The 16384-nt window shown below is 42.5% G+C and carries 15 protein-coding genes; 5 read left to right on the top strand and 10 right to left on the bottom strand.

The window, feature by feature from the left end; genetic code table 11:
- Positions 1–99: 99 nt before the first annotated feature.
- Together V7K45_RS20575 and V7K45_RS20570 are read left to right on the top strand one after the other, a co-directional pair.
- Positions 100–1386 (top strand): sulfite oxidase, encoded by a 1287-nt coding sequence (locus tag V7K45_RS20575; RefSeq protein WP_335006658.1) that lies wholly within the window; start codon positions 100–102, stop codon positions 1384–1386.
- Positions 1387–1421: 35 nt separating this feature from the next.
- The gene (locus V7K45_RS20570) at positions 1422–2213 is read left to right on the top strand and encodes a sulfite exporter TauE/SafE family protein (protein ID WP_335006656.1); all 792 of its coding nucleotides are present in this window, start codon (positions 1422–1424) and stop codon (positions 2211–2213) included.
- 236 nt (positions 2214–2449) lie between these two features.
- Here V7K45_RS20570 and V7K45_RS20565 read toward each other — a convergent pair whose 3' ends face one another.
- The 6 genes from V7K45_RS20565 to V7K45_RS20540 all read right to left on the bottom strand — a co-directional run bounded on the left by V7K45_RS20565 (position 2450) and on the right by V7K45_RS20540 (position 8603).
- Positions 2450–3946: an Ig-like domain-containing protein gene (locus V7K45_RS20565; RefSeq protein WP_335006654.1), complete on the bottom strand. Its 1497-nt coding sequence runs from the start codon at positions 3944–3946 to the stop codon at positions 2450–2452.
- Positions 3947–4050: 104 nt separating this feature from the next.
- Complete coding sequence (locus V7K45_RS20560) at positions 4051–4827, bottom strand: TIGR03943 family putative permease subunit (protein ID WP_335006652.1); 777 nt, start codon at positions 4825–4827, stop codon at positions 4051–4053.
- A gap of 85 nt (positions 4828–4912) precedes the next feature.
- The gene (locus tag V7K45_RS20555; protein WP_335006650.1) at positions 4913–5965 is read right to left on the bottom strand and encodes a permease; all 1053 of its coding nucleotides are present in this window, start codon (positions 5963–5965) and stop codon (positions 4913–4915) included.
- A 662-nt stretch (positions 5966–6627) separates the two neighbouring features.
- Entirely contained in the window at positions 6628–7698 is a 1071-nt protein-coding gene (locus V7K45_RS20550) for a WD40 repeat domain-containing protein (protein ID WP_335006648.1), read from the bottom strand.
- A gap of 78 nt (positions 7699–7776) precedes the next feature.
- A complete protein-coding gene (locus V7K45_RS20545; RefSeq protein ID WP_094349593.1) occupies positions 7777–8070 on the bottom strand; it encodes a hypothetical protein in 294 nt (97 codons plus the stop codon).
- 362 nt (positions 8071–8432) lie between these two features.
- Positions 8433–8603, bottom strand: coding sequence for a hypothetical protein (locus V7K45_RS20540; protein WP_099099534.1), 171 nt, complete (start codon positions 8601–8603; stop codon positions 8433–8435).
- Positions 8604–9081: 478 nt separating this feature from the next.
- Between V7K45_RS20540 and ald the strand changes: the two genes are divergently transcribed.
- The 3 genes from ald (at position 9082) to V7K45_RS20525 (ending at position 12124) form a co-directional block, all read left to right on the top strand.
- A complete protein-coding gene (gene ald, locus V7K45_RS20535; RefSeq protein WP_335006646.1) occupies positions 9082–10173 on the top strand; it encodes an alanine dehydrogenase in 1092 nt (363 codons plus the stop codon).
- A 945-nt stretch (positions 10174–11118) separates the two neighbouring features.
- On the top strand, positions 11119–11409 hold the full coding sequence (locus tag V7K45_RS20530; protein WP_335006644.1) for a putative quinol monooxygenase: 291 nt from the start codon (positions 11119–11121) through the stop codon (positions 11407–11409).
- A gap of 40 nt (positions 11410–11449) precedes the next feature.
- On the top strand, positions 11450–12124 hold the full coding sequence (locus V7K45_RS20525) for a type 1 glutamine amidotransferase domain-containing protein (RefSeq protein ID WP_335006642.1): 675 nt from the start codon (positions 11450–11452) through the stop codon (positions 12122–12124).
- 346 nt (positions 12125–12470) lie between these two features.
- Here the strand turns inward: V7K45_RS20525 and V7K45_RS20520 are convergent, their stop codons facing one another.
- The 4 genes from V7K45_RS20520 to V7K45_RS20505 all read right to left on the bottom strand — a co-directional run bounded on the left by V7K45_RS20520 (position 12471) and on the right by V7K45_RS20505 (position 16212).
- Complete coding sequence (locus tag V7K45_RS20520; RefSeq protein ID WP_335006640.1) at positions 12471–13025, bottom strand: Uma2 family endonuclease; 555 nt, start codon at positions 13023–13025, stop codon at positions 12471–12473.
- 150 nt (positions 13026–13175) lie between these two features.
- A complete protein-coding gene (gene dusB / locus V7K45_RS20515) occupies positions 13176–14231 on the bottom strand; it encodes a tRNA dihydrouridine synthase DusB (RefSeq protein ID WP_335006638.1) in 1056 nt (351 codons plus the stop codon).
- A gap of 77 nt (positions 14232–14308) precedes the next feature.
- A complete protein-coding gene (locus tag V7K45_RS20510; protein WP_335006636.1) occupies positions 14309–15130 on the bottom strand; it encodes an Rpn family recombination-promoting nuclease/putative transposase in 822 nt (273 codons plus the stop codon).
- 224 nt (positions 15131–15354) lie between these two features.
- The gene (locus V7K45_RS20505; RefSeq protein WP_335006634.1) at positions 15355–16212 is read right to left on the bottom strand and encodes an acyl-CoA desaturase; all 858 of its coding nucleotides are present in this window, start codon (positions 16210–16212) and stop codon (positions 15355–15357) included.
- Between the last annotated feature and the right edge of the window lie 172 nt (positions 16213–16384).

Here is a 16384-nt window from a genome sequence, read left to right as displayed (position 1 = left end):
ATTATCTCGTTCCCAGCCTGGAGGCTGGGAACCAGTCAATCCAAACAAAGGTTGTGTCTTAATTACGAATTACGAATCATAAATTACAAGGGGGTAAGCTTGAGCGATGAAAACCTCTTTGAGCAAGAGGATTATTTACAGGCACGGGTTGAACAGTGCATTTGGCAAAAAAGTACAGATGCGGGTATTTCGCGCCAGCGCTTTCTGAAAATACTAGCTACTATGGTTGGCGCCACAGCCATCGGGGGATTAGCTAAACCTGCGCCTGTTCACAGTCAGACAGCTATTAAAACTAAAGGCAGCAAAATACTTAAGCCATTGCCACCAGGGTACATCTCTCATAGCAAGGGCACATTAGAGATGAACTGGGAAGCGATGTATGGGCGTGGTTACTTAGTACCAAATGATTGGTTCTATGTTCACAACCGCAGCGCACCACCGACCTTTGATCCATCTACATGGCGTTTGCAAATTTATGGAACTGGCATTTCTGCACCTTGCGAGTTTACTTACGATCAAATCATCGCCATGCCATCCATCTCAGTCACTTGTGCCATTGAGTGTGCTGCTAACGGTCGGCGCTTCTTTGAAGAGGCTTACAACACACCACTCCCTGGAACGCGGTGGAGACTTGGGGCTATTGGTGTGGCTGAGTGGACTGGTGTACCACTTGGTATGTTATTAGAGCGAGCTGGATTGAAATCCACAGCACAAGATGTACTCGTTGAGGGTGCAGATGTGGATTCGTTGGACTCAAAGGAGACAAATAAATCCAAGTTCAGCAGTGTAGTTCCTATTAGCAAAGCATTAGCAGATAACTCGCTCGTCGTCTACGCCATGAACGGAGAACCATTACCTCCAGATCATGGTCAACCTTGCCGTGTTTTATTCCCTGGTTGGGGAGGAAACGCCAACGTTAAATGGATTGAGCGGATTGAGGTTTCTGAAACACCGATATATACCCAGTGGGTGACGGAGCAAATGGTGCTAGTTGGTGCAGACTACCCAGCGATCGCACCGTATAAAGGTAAGCTGATTACCTATCAAAATGTTAAGAGCGCTTTCGAGTTAGCTTGGCCTGCTACGCTTTCTGCTAAAACCCACTTACTACGCGGACGTTCTTGGTCTGGGAAAGGAAAAATTATCCGTGTGGAAGTCAGCCTAGATGGCGGTAAAACTTGGCAATTTGCACGACTGAGAGAACCAAATTTTCCATTTGCGTGGGTACGCTGGGACATTGAATGGAACCCACTTCCTGGGGAATATTTTCTCCAGGCTCGTGCTACTGACAATTTAGGTAACACACAACCGAGTACAGTTCCGTGGAATGATTCTGGATTGCTCTACGGAGGCGTTGTTAGCCATCCAGTGACAGTACAAGGTTAATCACACCAAGTCAGTCTCTAGAAAAAGAATTATTTATGATTGATTTTAGTTGGTTGATTTTAGTGAGTGGGGGTTTAATATCTGGAGTCATAGCTGGACTTTTAGGAATAGGTGGCGGTATTATCACAATTCCTCTTTTAGTCACACTAGGTTATACTCCCGTTCAGGCGATCGCTACTAGTAGCCTTGCTATTGTGATTACTTCAATTTCTGGAAGTTTGCAAAATTGGTGGATGGGCTACTTTGACTTTAAACGAGTAATTTATTTAGGAATTCCAGCTTTTTTAACTACTGGAATAGGTGTATATTTCGCCAATAAAATTCCATCTTATATAATACTATTTACATTTGGCATCATCCTACTTGCTAACATCTATTTGATTGAGCTTCGCAAGCAACTGTCCTTCCAGGAAAAAGAGGATACAGCCCCAATATTTAACCCATTAGTTTCTAAAATTGGCACTGGGGGAGCAGCAGGAATTTTAGCAGGTTTATTCGGCTTAGGTGGCGGTACGATTATGGTGCCACTGCAAATGTTATTACTGGGAGAAGAAATTAAAGTAGCAATTCAGACTAGTTTGGGCGTGATTGTCATCACTGCTTTAGCTGCCTGTACAGGACATACATTAGAGGGGAATATTCTGTTTGCTCAAGGTATAGTTTTGGGATGTGGCGGTCTTTTAGGTGTTCAAATGAGTACTCGCACATTGCCAAAACTACCAGATTATACTGTGAGCTTAGTGCTTCGTATCTTCTTAGGAATACTATCAATTTATATTTTTTGGGAAGCTTGGATAAATTATCAACAAATCATTATCAATTCATAATTCGTAATATCAGGTTTGTTTGATTACTTAATTAAACCCCAAGACCCAGGCTAATGCACCCTATTAGCGTGGCAACACATTAGATTTATGCTTTATTTTTGAAGCTAAAGACGACTATGAGTCTTTAGCTTCAAAATCTGCTCCGTAAAGATGGAACTGAACTCCATTAGGTTGAAATCGAGTTTTGGTGGCGACACCTTAACTAACCTTCCGAAATCGACTTACGAATTATTCTCTCAAGGTAGCCATCGGGGATGAAACCCAGCTAAGGGGAGTTGTTCTGGTTTAATTTCAACAGTTGTAGCATCAGCGATGGGCAACAGAGGCATTAACCACAGGCTACTGGTAGCGATCGTATCTCCATCATCAGTTTTTAAAGTGTTTGGGGGTAATGATGCTGGGGGATTTGTCTGCGGTACTACTTGGTCAAATAACAAGCCCAAACCGTCAGCAGATAAACTCATCTGCACATTTCGTTGAGCGGGAGGCAGTACTAACAATGGTTTCTGTTGCCCGGTTTTCAAATCAATTGCCACCACATAGGGCTGCTCTATGTATTGTTCTTTGGATACTAGCTGTGTTAGCAAACAGTAGAGGGTGGGTGAGGCGATGTCAAATTGGCAACTGAGAATTGAACCTGTTGTTTTTAATAGCTGTTTCTGCACGCCTTGGTTTGTTACCAAAAACAAATCCCGCGTGTAATCTGTATTAAACTTTACCATCGCGGCTTGAGAGCCATCTTTGGAGAAAGCTTGTACCAAACCAAACTGCGGCAGAAAATCCAAAGGTTTACTGGCATCACCTTGCAGTGGTAAAATTGCTGCTCCCTGTCCTTGGGCAACTGCTACGGCTTTACTATCTGGTGTCACCATAAAATCTCCCCCCGGCTGGCTTTTTAGACGTTTCGGGGTGGGTTTTTCTGCGGAACCATCACTGGTTGCTGGCATAAACCATAGTCCAAAGTCACCAGGATTAGTTTTATTTCCCCGCTGGATGACAATAGTTTGCCCATCAGGTGATAAGTCAAATTTCAGGTTTTGATAATCTTTACTATCTAAAGTCAAGTCAACTTTGCCTTCTGGTTCTGCTTTTTGTCCAGATTTAGCAGAAACACCTGTTGTCACTGTATACAGTTGGGCTGAAAGTAAGTCTTGATTGTTTGCGGCGCGAGCAGAAAATAAAATTTTCTCCCCATCAGGAAATGACTCAAAATCGATTACGATCAGGTCTTTGGGAGTAAGTATCCTTTTTTGCTCTTGGGTTAAGTTGTAAAGAACTAATCGTCCCTGTTCTTCTTTGTCGGTTCCGATATAAAGGATAACGCGATCGCGTGTACGGAAGCTACCTGTAAAGGGCTGTATCAGGCGATTTGTACCTTCTTGCTCTGCAAATTTATCTTTAGCTCCTTGTAACTGCACTTTATAATTTGTGCCATAAGGTGCTGGTGTCACCAATGTATAAACCATCCGCCGCCCTGCCCAACTGAATTTACCTGCTAGGGGTGGCTCGATTTTCAAGTTATCCTCGACGCTTTTTGTTTCCATTGGGCGGCTGAAGGTGAGGGTGAAGGAATTATCTTCTGCCCCAATCTGTTGATTTTGCCAGGTAAATTCCCGGACACGAGCAGTTACCACATCACCTTGCAAGATGATTAACCCAATCAGCACACTCAGCAGTAACATTAGGGCGATCGCTATACGATCCAGTGGTTGGAATGCTTTAGATTTACTCATTGGTTATGGGACATAGGGCATTGGGCACTTGTACTGAGCGTAGTCGAAGTATGGGGCATTGGTCGTTAGTTATCTACAAATGACTAATGACAAAGGACAAATGATTAATAACTATAAGGATTCTGAGGTTGAGGAATTTTTTTAAGAGAGGTAGCGGCAATGGTAAGTTGGCGTTTACCTGCTAAATTTTCTGTCACCATTTGTCCTTCTACTTCCAGCCATGTATCAGCAGGGTAAAGCTCTTGATTATTTTGTAGTTTGACGGGCAATCCCACAGGGTAAGCATCTGCCGCACAGCAACTTAAGACAAATCGTGCTAAAAACAAATATTCTTTTCCTATATCGGGCGGGTGAATCACAAATCCCTGCACCTTGACTTTTTGCCCTGTATATGTATCTGGTTCAGGATAGACATTGACGGTGCGTACCCAGTCGACAAGCGATCGCTCCTCTGGACGAACAGTAGCGCGAAAGGCTTGGGGTTTAACACGTGTGCTTCCCAATAAATCAGCCGTCACGCCCCTTTGGAGTGCTTTGTCACTAGCAAAAACTTGCGGTGTAATCATAAAACCTAGAATCGCTGTAGTCAACAATAAAGCACTGCCCCAACCAGGGGGAAATAAACTAATATGCTGGGTGTTTGGTGGCGTAACATCACGGCGACGCCGTTGCCAAAGTTCCTGCATTTTGAACAAACCAATAATGATGAAACTGATACCAGTCACAATCACCAACCAAATGTAATTTGGATGAATCAACAGGTTCAGCTTATTAGTTAGCCAATATCTCAGCATCAAAATGCCCCAAGCCGTAATTGCTAGAGCATCCAGCCAAGGAAGTAATAGATTTGGGGTTTTAGATTTGGGATTTTTGTTAGTCATTAGTCATTGGTCATTAGTCATCAGTCATTAGTCATTGGTCATTAAACAAAGGACAAAGAACAGATGACTAATGACAATTATTTTCTTAAAAGACGTGCAAGTTCAGGAAAAGAGTAAATACAAATGTCAATTGTGCTGCTAAAGCAAATAAGTAAAAGATGGTCTTGGGTTTAAAAATAGATAACATTAAACCAACACTTTTGATGTCAATCATTGGCCCAAATACCAGAAATGCCAATAATGAACCGCTGCTAAAGGTTGAGGCAAAAGATAGGGCGAAGAAAGAATCGACTGTAGAACAAATTGATACTATTACAGCTAATATCAGCATGACCACAATTGAGGTAATGGGCCCAGCACCCAAACTGAGAACCAATTCACGGGGAGCTAGGACTTGAATAGCAGCAGCGATCGCACTTCCTAAAATCATCACTCCGCCCAATTCCCGCAATTCTTGGATGCTATTATCCACAACTAGGCGCAGTTTAGCTGCTAGCGGTTTATCAGCAGTAGAAACTGAGGTAGGCAGTACTAAATTAGGATCTATCCGTAGAGGTATACCTGCTTTTCCTCCTAAGATATAAGTCCCGGATTGCAACAGATTCGGTACTGTTTCTTCCTGTTGTCCTTGGTAAGCCTTACCACGGCGTTTGGTTTGGGGCTGCGCGGGTGAATTAAACTTCATATAACGAGCGATCGCAGGTTGGACTATGGGATTTAAGTCCTTTTGAAAACTGAAAACATACCCGATAATTGTGGCAATTGTTAGGGAAAATACGACTCGTAAGACTACTATTTCTGGCTGATCTCGAAATGCTGTCCAAGTGGCCCAAATTACAACTGGGTTAATTGTTGGTGCTGCTAGCAAAAAACCAATTGCGACTGGTGTGGGTACTCCTTGAATCAGGAATCGCCGCGCTACCGGTACATTCCCGCACTCACACACTGGAAACAAAAAGCCGATCGTGCTGCCAACTAAAGCACCCAACAGCGGATTTTTGGGCATTTTTTCTACTAGTTTGCGCTCATCAACAAAAAACAGCAGCAAACTGGAGAATAAAACCCCAAGAAGCAAAAAAGGCATCGCCTCGACTAGCAGACTTAAAAATAGCGTAAAACCATTGTTCAGTTGATTCATGAGCGTCGCAGTCAAAAGCGGTTTTTAGTTTTAGGGTTCTGCCTAGTCATTCTATCGAAATGGGGATCAAAAGCAGTTCGGGAAAATTAAACATCATTTAAGTAGCAAGTTATCCTACCTGCGAAATAGCGGTTAAACGCTACAAACCTTGGCTTCACACGAGTTCGTGACTTTTAACTGAGTGCATTTACTGACGATGACCATTTCTAAGATTGTCTAAGTTCAGAAATTGTTCCGATCTAGAGGGCAAGTAACTGCACAGATAATTTGAAATTACCTATGTTTATACTTACAGTAATTTGCTGGATAAGATATTAGTTCGGGTGTATTTTCATCAAGTATTCACAGTTCTTCAAGATTTTGGGTCGCTATTGGTTGCTACCATCATTGATTTTGACTAGTTATAGCAAAATTCGATCTGAGCTTTGGTTGATTTTCTACTACAAAAACTTTAAAAAGGCAAGACCAAAGTTTAGCAGATACAGGAAATGATTGGGGGAATTTTTCGGCGTTAGCGATAACTGACTTTTTACATGAAGTGAGAATTTGAGCTATGGCAAGTCACAAAGCCTTGAAAGGAGCGTCAAAATGATATCCCCGATTTCTTTTAAGAAGTCGAGGATATAGTCTACTCTTTGACGATATATTTTGTCCGATCGCTGTTACTTTCGTTTAATTGGAATCCCCCAAATCTTGATTTGTCGATCGAATCCACCACTGGCAAGAATTTTACCATTTGGACTAAAAGCGATCGCACTTACCCAGTCTGTATGTCCATTCAGTGTATTTATTAACTCACCTGTAGTTAAATCCCACAATTTAATTCCATCTCTACCGGCACTAGCAAGGGTTTGTCCATCGGGATTAAGAGCGATCGCATTTACCCAGTTATTATGTCCTGTAAGGGTGCGGACTAATTCTCTAGTATTAATATTCCACAATTTTATGGTGCGATCGTGGCTAGCACTAACTAATGTTTGTCCATCTGGTGTAAACAGCACAGCGCTAACAGCACTAGAATGAGCTGCCAATTCACTGATTAATTTACCAGTACTCAAATTCCACAGCTTGATTACACCCTTATTATCACCACTAGCTAAGGTCTGTCCATCAGGACTAATAGCGAGAGTATAAATCAAATTATCAAAGCGTACTATAATTCCTAGAGGGCGCTGCTGTAGCAAATCCCACATCCGAATCCCATCTAAAGCTCCACTGACGAGAACTTTACTATCAGGAGACACCGCTAAAGATAAGACGTTACTGGTATGTCCGACAAAAGAGCGGCTAAATTTTAAATTTTTCAGACTCCAGAGGTTAATCGTGTCGTCATCACTACAGCTAGCGAGGGTTTGTCCATCTGGCGAAATCACTAAAGATTCTACGGCTGCTTTGTGTGCTTTGTTAATAGTCGCCAACTTTTTGCCCTTTGCTAAATTCCACAGGCGAATTACACCCTCGTTTTCTGCACCTCCACTCACAAGAATTCTGCTATCTGGACTAAAAGCGAGGGATTTAATGGTTCCGTTATGTCCGATGAGTGTGTAAAGTAGTTGAGCATTAGCAAAGTTGGTGTTAGCTGGGGGGGAGTTTGGCGTTACTTCAATGGCAGCATTAGCTTGATGAATATAAAACCCTTCCCAGGTACTCACTGGAAGGGCAACAGCTGCCATAAATGCCAGAATAATATACGGCCGCAGAAAATTACCGCCACCTCTTCCCTCACTACTCACTCTTTTTCCTCACTTTTATTGATACAGTTAAACCCAATAAATTTTGCAGAGTTATTTTAAGTCATAACTCTGCACATCCTAAAGAGGTGGTTTTTTCTTAGAAACGCTTAACATTGGTAAAGGCGCACTAGAAGAACGAGAAGGCAAATAATGTTGCACTACAGGCTCCTCTGGTAAAGGACGACGCTGCTGAAAACGCCACAGCTTAAAGCCTAGCGCTATCCCTGCCGTTCCCAAACCAAAAGCAAACAACGACCAGCTATCATTCAATCCGCCAATCAGGGCATCCATAACGCCCATCGTCATCAATACACTGATTAGTGGCTCTTTTCGGTAGGTTGACTTCAAAAAACGAGGTAATACAGCATTCATCACAGCTTGGTTGGTTCCAGTTCACCTTTTGTGTATATTTACCAAGAATACCTCACCCATAATTTGCCTTTCTCATTCAAGGCAGACACTAAGTTATGATTTTTTTAGTAGGGGGAGGAAATTTATTCATTAATCGCCTTGCACATATTAGTTGCAAGTCTATGATATTTCAATCGCTAATAGGTATTTCGATTCCTCTCTAGCTTACATTCTAGGGCAGTTATTTATGAAGAAGTATAATTAATCTATCTAGGGCGAAGTACTCCGCTATTAATTATAGAAGTCAAAACCAACTGGTTGTTCCAGCTGGTTGAAACTCTTTTAATTATTAGCTTACAACTTCAAGATTGTGCTTGTTTGTACTACTTCAGACCCAGCCATGATAGCACTCCTTGATTAGTGACATATTCAATCACCAGCATCAAACCAAAGCCAATCATTGCAGCTCGACCATTCAAGCGTTCGGCATATTCGTTAAAGCCAAACTTAGGCTCTTCTAGTTTAGGTGTAATTGTTGGTTGTGTTTGTGTCATTTTTTAAGAAACCTTATTTTTGGCAAACGGGACTTGATATCAAACTTCTGGTAGAAGTCGCGGAAAATGGGGATAATCGCTACTTACTTTTCATGGTATCTGGAAAACCCCTCTCTAAATCTCTCTCTTAGAAGGAGAGGACTTTGAATTTTTCAGATGACATTGAAAAGTCAGGTTAACTTAAAAGCTGATTGCAATGCTGGAATGCCAAGATGACTTGGAAATTCAGCAAGAGCTTCCTAGTAGGGAGCTATACAATCTCTTTTTAATAAATTGTTACTATTCTTTATATATTGTATAAATACTGGGGCAATAGTCAAGGGTAAGAGTTTGGGCTACTCAGATTGAATTAAGAAAGTTAGAACAGAGATTAGGTATCTCTAATCCAGCTATCTCTAATACGGAACTAGCAAGACGGAAGTAGCAAGCTTGAGATTGGAAGAGTACAGTTAAACAAAAAAATTATCAGAGGCGATATATGGAAATCGGCGTTCCCAAGGAAAATAAGGATCAAGAATTTCGGGTAGGGTTAAGTCCTTCTAGTGTGCGGGTGCTGCGAGAAAATGGTCATAGCATCTTCGTCGAGACGCAAGCAGGTAATGGTGCTGGATTCTCCGATGATGACTACAAAAGTGCTGGAGCCGAAATTGTCCCCACATCAGAAAAAGCTTGGAATCGGGAATTGGTTGTTAAAGTTAAAGAACCGCTGACATCTGAGTATAAATTTTTGCAAAAAGGGCAGGTATTATTTACTTATTTACACTTAGCAGCCGATCGCAAGTTGACAGAGCATTTAATTGATTGTGGCACAACTGCGATCGCCTACGAAACTGTAGAACAACCTGGTGCTAACAGATTACCCTTGCTCACCCCCATGAGCGTAATTGCCGGTCGGCTTGCAGTACAATTTGGGGCGAGATTCTTAGAACGTCAGCAAGGTGGTAGAGGCGTACTTTTAGGCGGTGTCCCTGGAGTTAAACCGGGCAAGGTAGTAATTTTAGGTGGCGGCGTTGTCGGCACAGAAGCAGCTAAAATTGCCGTAGGCATGGGTGCGATCGTGCAGATTTTAGATGTGAGTGTCGAGCGCTTATCTTACTTAGAAACCCTCTTTGGCTCTAGAGTCGAATTGCTTTACAGCAACTCTGCTCATATTGAAGCCGCAGTCAAAGAAGCCGATTTGCTCATCGGTGCAGTTTTAGTGTTAGGACGTAGAGCGCCAATACTAGTATCCCGCGAATTGGTCAAACAAATGCGTCCTGGTTCGGTAATAGTTGATGTAGCCGTTGACCAAGGCGGTTGTATAGAAACCTTACACCCTACATCCCATACAAATCCGGTATACCTTGAAGAAGGTGTAGTGCATTATGGCGTTCCCAATATGCCAGGAGCAGTACCTTGGACAGCAACTCAGGCACTTAATAATAGTACATTACCTTATGTTGTCCAGTTGGCGAATTTGGGAATTTTGGCACTGGAGGTTAACCCAGCATTAGCTAAGGGTGTGAATGTGCAGAATCATCGCTTAGTGCATCCTGCTGTACAAGAGGTATTCCCTGATTTGGTAAATTAAGATGTGCAAGGATTAGGCGATCGCTTATTTTAATGGTGATAGCGATCGCCAATCAGACTAATTTTCTTACCAAATGCGCGGATGGGTAGGTGTACAAAATGAGAAGGAGCGAAAAAAGCTGTATGCTCCATCTATACAAGACTTTGAGGGCAATGGTACTTTCCAACCATCCGCGCACCTTATAGGGACTGGGTTTCAGCGATTTGTATCTTGCGATATCACTATCCCCTGTGTTATGATTCGTTCATTCGCATTGCAATTAACTAAAATCCCTATTAGGGATTGAAACCTTTTAGCATCTGAACAAGCTGATGCTGCTGCTCCCACCGAATTGCAATTAACTAAAATCCCTATTAGGGATTGAAACCTAATTGAAGATGTTCTTTTAGGGTGTACTTATTATTGCAATTAACTAAAATCCCTATTAGGTATTGAAACTTTCTCAAACTTCCTAAAACAACAAACTCAGTAGATCGAAAAATTTTGTAAGTTGAAGGGAAAATAAGGGTTTCATCCGATGGTTTGGAACTAACACAAGCGTTCATTTGCGATCGCAGCAGAGTTAATTGACAACAGCATTACTCGAACTGTTCTTGCAATTATCAAAGAATCGAGCAATTGTACGCAGCAGAGTTAATTGACAACAGCATTACTCAAACAGCAGATTATAAGAGGATTCCAGCGAATTCTATACACTGGTAAAAATGAGCCGTTGGTAAGGCTTTTAGAAATCTTTTCGATCTACTGAAATTTGTTATACGGAAAATTCTTGATAATCCTTCAGTAAAAGGTGATTATACGGAAAAATTCGGTATAATACCCAATTATCCAGCGATAAAAGGCCGAATATCTTAATCGCAGTTAAGCGTTTACAGACGGCACGACAACTGTTTCGCAAGCTACTGGGGTGTTAGTACGCTTGTCTTGTAAGAGAGCAGTAAGCACATGGAAAAGATCGTTATCGTGAAATGGAGAATTAAGGAGTCGGAAACGTCCCGGATACTGAAATTGCTACCGGAACTGGCCGAGAAGACCAGATCGGAGGAAGGCAACGTTTCCTACACGATTTATCAGTCGGAAAGCGATCCTTGCGAACTCATTCTTTGCGAACACTACACCGACACCTCTGCCGCAGAATCTCACAGGCGATCGGAACACTATAAAAGAATCGTCGCAGAAGAGATCATCCCCCATCTTGAAGGCCGCAAGGTGATATTGGTGAAGAAGCTTGTTTAAAGCTCTGTCCCGAACCAAACAACCGTACTAAGGAGAAGTTATGTCAAAGAAGATTCTCATTATCGTATCGAACGCGTACGTTATTGGTCCGAACAACCGCAGGACGGGAAATTTCCTGCCAGAGGTTGCACATCCTTATGCTGAATTTGACAGAGCAAAATACCAAATTGATTTCGCAAGTCTCACAGGAGATACGCCGTTTCTGGATGCGCTCAATCTTGCTGACGACCCTGACAACCTAGCCTTCTTGGTAGGAAAAGGGTGGGCCTCAATGCAGAAAGCGAAGAAGCTCTCAGACGTGGACGTTAGCCAGTACGATGCGATCTTTATGCCTGGCGGTTTGGCACCGATGGTCGATATGCCTGAGCATCCACTTCTCAAAAAGGTTGTGAAAGAGACATACGAGCGAGGCGCTGTTGTTGGGGCTGTTTGTCACGGTCCAGTTTCGTTGCTGAACGTCAAACTGAGCAACGACACTCTCCTGCTCGCCGGGAAGAATATCAGTTCATTTACGAACGACGAGGAAGAAAACTACGCAAAAGCTGATGTGCCTTTCGAGTTGGAAACGGCGCTCACCAAACAAGGCGCACTCTTCCACAAGACGGCACCCTGGCAGGCATTCAGCATCGCTGATGGAAATCTTGTCACCGGACAGAATCCTGCTTCTGCCAAAGGTGTCGCAGAGAAGATGATCGCGCTCTTGGAGTCTGCTTGAGGCAGCATCGTTAAGACGGTGCTCGGTTGCTGCATAACAATTGCGGTGCAACGGATTGAAGGAAGCCGCTGGTTCTGAGTTAATTACATCCTTAGTTTCTCCTCTGAACAAGATAGCCTTGGCGGTAATCACTCTTCTTCAATCTGGAAGCTTGACGTGCAGCACTATTGCATAGGAGTAACTTTCTCTACATGAAGTAGCTTCTGGCAATAAGTATTATTATCTGTCAGTTGGGCGATCGCAAAAGTTTTCGGTCTACTGAAACTACTAACGATTGCAATTAACTAAATTCGATAAAATCTCTATTAACCCAAGTTGCAGGTTATTAGTTAGATGGATCGCTTTTTCAACCCAACAATTCATCTATGGCTACACTAAAACCGAGTAATACTTTTTGAGTACTAACCACATCACCAGCTTTAAATCCCAAAAGCTGATTATCAGTCATTACAAAAACTAATCGGCTTTCAGGAAATAATAGCCAAACTTCCTCGCAACCAGACTGCAAATACTCCTGCGCGTTGAGAAATAATTCTTCAGCTAAATCGGTGGGTGAAACTATCTCAGCAATCAACGGGAAACTCTGTGGCAAAGTGGGAAGATCGCCAAACTCAGTTACCAACTCAGGCGTTAGATAAGCTACATCAGGACGACGACCCTGTTTATATGTACGACAAGGTACTTCAGTGTAAACTTTCCCACCTTGTTGATTGGAATTGATGTAACTTCTCCAGAAAAAACCAATATTCAATTGAATTTCACTATGTTTTAATGTCATCCCTGTTTTTTCTACTAATTGCTCGTCTACCCACTCCATGCCCTCTGGAGGATTTGCCATGAAGTCTTCTAATGAAAGGATTTCGGGGACGGTTACAACATCGTTGTGTTTGGAAACTAACATTGTGAGCCTCTATTTTGGCTAGTTAAACATTCAAAATTCAAGAGAGTTACATCAGGAGATTTAAATCCTAATTGAAATATTGGTATCCAAGCGATCGCGTCACTTTTAGCAACCAGCAATATCACCCCAAGCTAGGTTAAAATCAACTTTTTAAAGCATTACTAAACTACCTTCTGCTTCTTCTTCTAATTCATAACCATTAGCCAATTTTTCAATTGCTCGATCAATCATTGCCAAACCCTGATCTACTTTTTCAACTAAACTTAACTGTCCTCGGAGTTCGGCAGCACCAACGAAACCTTTAGCATACCAAGTCATGTGCTTACGGGCTTGACGTACACCGCGATCGCCTTTATATTCCCACAAGGCTTGTAAATGATCTCTTGCACATTCCAAGCGCTGAATCGGGGTTGGTGATGCTAACATCTCCCCTGTTTTCAGAAAATGATCGATTTCTCCCACCAAAAACGGATAACCCAAAGTTCCACGAGAACACATAACGCCATCTGCGCCAGTTTGTTCTAAACATCTCACCGCCGCTTCAACGGAAAAAATATCTCCATTCCCAATCACTGGGATAGAAAGCACTTCTTTGACACGGGCAATCCATTCCCAACGGGCATTGCCATTGTAGCCTTGAGCGCGGGTGCGTCCGTGGACTGTGATCATTTGTGCCCCAGCATCTTCCATCCGCTTGGCAAAGTCGAGAATAGTAATTTCGTTGTCATTCCAGCCAATACGGGTTTTTACTGTCACAGGTACATCAACAGCTTTCACCACTTCCCGTACAATTGCTTCTGCTACTTCTGGTTGCCGCAACAATGAAGAACCGCCACCATTTTTAGTGATTTTATTAACCGGACAACCCATATTAATATCAACAGTATCAGCACCTTCGGCAACTGCCTTTATTGCTGCTTCTGCTAAGAAATCTGGACGGCAATCAAATAGTTGAACGCTAATTGGGCGTTCGTTGGGGTCTACCTCCATGATTTTGGGTAACTGCTTTACATAATGCAACCCCGTAGCATTCACCATTTCGGTATACATCATTGAATCTGGTGCATAGCGACGCACGAGACGGCGAAACACCATATCTGTCACTCCAGATAGAGGCGACTGGAGAACCCGACTTTTTACCTCAAACGAGCCAATTTTGAGGGGTTGCGAGAGTCTAGCTTGGAGAATAGGAGAGAGCGAAATCATACAAAAAATTAAAAATTAATGGTAATGGAAAATAGCAGGAATATTTAGAGGTATCTGTGATTGGTGCTAATTGTAGGTTACATATCCTGACTTGGAGGCTGTTTTTGCATTTCTTGCTGAATCTCTTCTAGGCTCAAACCTAACTCTTTCGCAGTTTCTTCAAAACTCAATCCCAATCTCAACAACAAAGGTATCATTCTAAACTTTTCTTCACGCGCTCCTTCTTGCTTGCCTTCTTGTTTGCCTTCTTGTTTGCCTTCTTGATAAACTCGTGTTTGTTTCAAATCACTTAACCCAAACATACCTTCAATCTCCTCTCGACTCATTGCCGGAAACTTATAAACTAATATTGTCTCTATCAATTCTAGTAACTGTCGCCGTTGTGGTTCGATGTTGATTTCTTGCTGGGTTCTTTCTATTAACTGCCTAGCAGCTAGAATTGCTGTCTCCTCTTCATCGACCACTAATTTCATCGTAGCAATTCCAACTGGCAATGATGCAGTTTCACCTAATTCATTAAGATAAATGCGACTGACGCGCTGACTGGTGAAAATTTCACTGTAATTCTTGATATCTGCTGTATCTAAACTGCGATTGGGATAGATAACTACTCCTCGCCAAGAATTTTTCGGTTTATTTTGGCGTAAGTATAAATAAATTTCTGAAAATAAACGTGAATAAATTTCTGTGTCAGTTTGAAACTGGACTTCAACACAATAAATCGGATTTTCTTCTCCTTGTGTTGGGAGAAAAACACCATCTATACGGAATGCCGTTTGCTTGATTTCAATTGAGGAGAATTTATAACCCTCTGCCGTTTGGGGTGGATTACCAATTAATTCAAAAAAGATGCCAGGAAGTTCTTGAAAAAGACGATAAAAAATGCTGTCAGTTTTCACGCTTGATGCACTACGGTGATTTAATCCGTTAGATTTTACCGTGAAATACTACTGATAAAAGGGAAAAGGTTAAAGGGGAAAGGGATGATGATTGTCGCGCCACTTGCGGGCGAGGTTTTTACCTTTCCCCCAACCCCAGTCCCCCTTCCCCTTCTTTATAAAAATTAGTAAGCCGACTGCAAGAAGCAATCGGCATCGCAAATTCACGATCGTTTAGTTGCAATTTAGCCGTGAGTTGCACCTTGAGGAGGATGCGAGACAACTTTTTTAGCTAAACCCAAAGTCTGCAAAACTAGGATGCTCCACCAGGTAACATCAATCTCCCACCAAGAGAACCCAGATTTTGCCATGTGGGGATAAGTATGATGGTTGTTGTGCCAGCCTTCTCCATAAGTGACGAGAGATACCCACCAAAGATTACGAGCGCCATCATTAGCATCAAAGGTGCGATAACCCCACAGGTGTGATGCTGAGTTTACAAACCAGGTTGAGTGCCAAAGCAAGACACATCTGAGAAACACTCCGTAGAATACAAAAGACCATCCTCCTAGAGCATAAAGCAGCAGTCCGAAGGGTATTTGCAATAGCAAGAAGTAGCGATCTAGCCAACAATAAAAGGGTTGTCTGGCTAAGTCAGGGGCATATTTTTTATAGGTGTCATAGTCAAAAAATTCTGGACGTGGGTAGAAAATCCACAGTATATGGCTCCACCAAAATCCTCTTTGAGCAGAATAGGGGTCTAAATTGATATCTTCTGTGTGGGCGTGATGTTGGCGGTGTCCACCTACCCAAAAAATTGGCCCCCCTTGCAAAGCCAACGCTCCAATGAGGGCGATCGCATACTCTAACCACTTCGGAACTTGGAAACTTCGATGGCTCAGTAGTCTATGATATCCCAGGCAAATACCAATGCTCCCGAATAACCAGTGGAGAAACACTAGCAAACCTAATGCTGACCAGGAGAAAAACCAAGGAGACAGAAGTGCTAAGGCATGAAATGTAGCAAAAAATACTACATTCGTCCAACTGAGTTGAGGTGAGTTGCCTCTCTCAGGGGCGATCGCCCCAAAATTTGCGGTCATAAAAATTCCTGTTGATGGATGATGAAGCGATTTACCTTTTCTTGGGCATAATCCCACTAGGATTTACCCGCCCTGTATACTAGTTCGTTACAGTAGAGTAAAGCAAGTATCACTTACATTTGTTATGCTAGCAGAACTCTGATACTTTCTGCAAGTGCCACTTGCATTTTTC

The sequence above is a fragment of the Nostoc sp. genome (assembly GCF_036917375.1).
Taxonomy (GTDB): domain Bacteria; phylum Cyanobacteriota; class Cyanobacteriia; order Cyanobacteriales; family Nostocaceae; genus Nostoc.
Note: the sequence above shows the minus strand (reverse complement) of the source record. Positions and strands in the feature narration are given on the sequence as shown.

Excerpts from the sequence above, each read along its gene's own strand:
- V7K45_RS20570 (WP_335006656.1), top strand. The coding sequence starts at position 1,422 with ATGATTGATTTTAGTTGGTTGATTTTAGTGAGTGGGGGTTTAATATCT.
- V7K45_RS20565 (WP_335006654.1), bottom strand. The coding sequence starts at position 3,946 with ATGAGTAAATCTAAAGCATTCCAACCACTGGATCGTATAGCGATCGCC.
- V7K45_RS20560 (WP_335006652.1), bottom strand. The coding sequence starts at position 4,827 with ATGACTAACAAAAATCCCAAATCTAAAACCCCAAATCTATTACTTCCT.
- V7K45_RS20555 (WP_335006650.1), bottom strand. The coding sequence starts at position 5,965 with ATGAATCAACTGAACAATGGTTTTACGCTATTTTTAAGTCTGCTAGTC.
- V7K45_RS20545 (WP_094349593.1), bottom strand. The coding sequence starts at position 8,070 with ATGAATGCTGTATTACCTCGTTTTTTGAAGTCAACCTACCGAAAAGAG.
- V7K45_RS20540 (WP_099099534.1), bottom strand. The coding sequence starts at position 8,603 with ATGACACAAACACAACCAACAATTACACCTAAACTAGAAGAGCCTAAG.
- ald (WP_335006646.1), top strand. The coding sequence starts at position 9,082 with ATGGAAATCGGCGTTCCCAAGGAAAATAAGGATCAAGAATTTCGGGTA.
- V7K45_RS20530 (WP_335006644.1), top strand. The coding sequence starts at position 11,119 with ATGGAAAAGATCGTTATCGTGAAATGGAGAATTAAGGAGTCGGAAACG.
- V7K45_RS20525 (WP_335006642.1), top strand. The coding sequence starts at position 11,450 with ATGTCAAAGAAGATTCTCATTATCGTATCGAACGCGTACGTTATTGGT.
- V7K45_RS20520 (WP_335006640.1), bottom strand. The coding sequence starts at position 13,025 with ATGTTAGTTTCCAAACACAACGATGTTGTAACCGTCCCCGAAATCCTT.
- dusB (WP_335006638.1), bottom strand. The coding sequence starts at position 14,231 with ATGATTTCGCTCTCTCCTATTCTCCAAGCTAGACTCTCGCAACCCCTC.
- V7K45_RS20505 (WP_335006634.1), bottom strand. The coding sequence starts at position 16,212 with ATGACCGCAAATTTTGGGGCGATCGCCCCTGAGAGAGGCAACTCACCT.